Below are 1,260 nucleotides of genomic sequence, written 5' to 3' on the forward strand. Positions count from 1 at the left end.
GCATCTCACCGTCGAACAGAATCTCGGTTTCGGCCTCAGTGTGCGCAAAACCGGTAAACCGGAGATCCGTCGACGCGTCAAGGAGGTCGCGGAACTGCTCGACCTCGGCCATCTGTTGCGACGGCGCCCAAAAGAGTTGTCCGGCGGGCAGCGACAGCGAGTGGCGCTGGGTCGCGCGATGGTGCGCGAGCCGATGGCCTTCCTCATGGACGAGCCGCTATCCAACCTCGACGCGAAACTACGGTCAAGCACCCGGACCCGGCTCATCTCGCTGCATCGCCGTCTGGACACCACCTTTGTCTATGTCACCCACGACCAAGTCGACGCCATGACCATGGCCACCAAGGTTGCGGTACTGAACGAGGGTCGGATCGAACAGTTCGGTACCCCGGTGCAGATCTACGACGAACCCGCGACGGCGTTCGTCGCCGGGTTCATGGGCGCGCCGCCCATGAACCTGTTGCCCGCCGAACTGTGCGCAGGGGACGGCGACCGGCTGGTAGTGCGTTCTCCCGGTATCGATATCGAGCTGCCCTACCGCGCCAGCGCAGACCTCGGTGTGCGGGAGGTGCTCCTGGGTGTGCGCCCCGAGCATCTCGTCCCGGTGCCCGCCGGCCACGACGGGCCAGCCCTACGGGGCCGGGTCGATATCGTCGAGAACCTGGGCAACGAAGAGATCGCCGAGGTGAAGATCGGGGACCAGCGGGTCAGTGTCCGCGGCGCCCGGCCGATCCAACTCGCGCCGGGCGACGTCACCACCCTGGCAGTACTCCCCGAACACGTTCACCTCTTCGCGCGGCAGAGCGGTCGTCGCCTCACCTGGGAGCCCGACCGGGCCCCTGTCCTCGTTTCCTGAAAGAGATCCCCATGAAGTTGTTACGCGCCGTGCCTGTTCTGGCGGTCGCGCTCGCCGCGGCTATTGCCGGCTGCGCGACCGTTCCGACCACCTCCGACACGGGGAGCGGATCGGCCACCGCGATCATCCCTGAGCTCGCCCCTGACCAGCAGGTGTCGATCCGCTGGGAGAGTTACAACCTCGCCAGTGCCGGGATCTTCGGTGACACCACGCGGGGCCTCGTCGCGGAGTTCGAGCGCCTGCACCCGAATATCGATGTGGAAGCCGTACCGCCGCAGGGCTCGGCGAATGAGATCGCGCAGAGCGTGCAGCGGCAGGTCATCGCCGGCAACCCTCCCGACGTCGCCCAGCTCACCTTCGCCGACCTGCGCTACACCGCCAGCGATCTGGGCGCCAAGCCACTC

2 protein-coding genes are annotated in these 1,260 nt (G+C 66.7%); both read left to right on the plus strand.

Features of this window, described 5'->3' with window-relative positions:
• Positions 1–856: ATP-binding cassette domain-containing protein (locus tag Q9R39_RS24685; RefSeq protein WP_311278459.1), on the plus strand; the 856-nt coding region annotated here is incomplete at its 5' end.
• 11 nt (positions 857–867) lie between these two features.
• Positions 868–1,260, plus strand: a 393-nt coding sequence (locus Q9R39_RS24690) for an extracellular solute-binding protein (protein ID WP_396275752.1), incomplete at its 3' end; no start/stop codon positions are given.

The organism is Gordonia sp. AC31, from assembly GCF_031844505.1.
Taxonomy (GTDB): domain Bacteria; phylum Actinomycetota; class Actinomycetes; order Mycobacteriales; family Mycobacteriaceae; genus Gordonia; species Gordonia hongkongensis.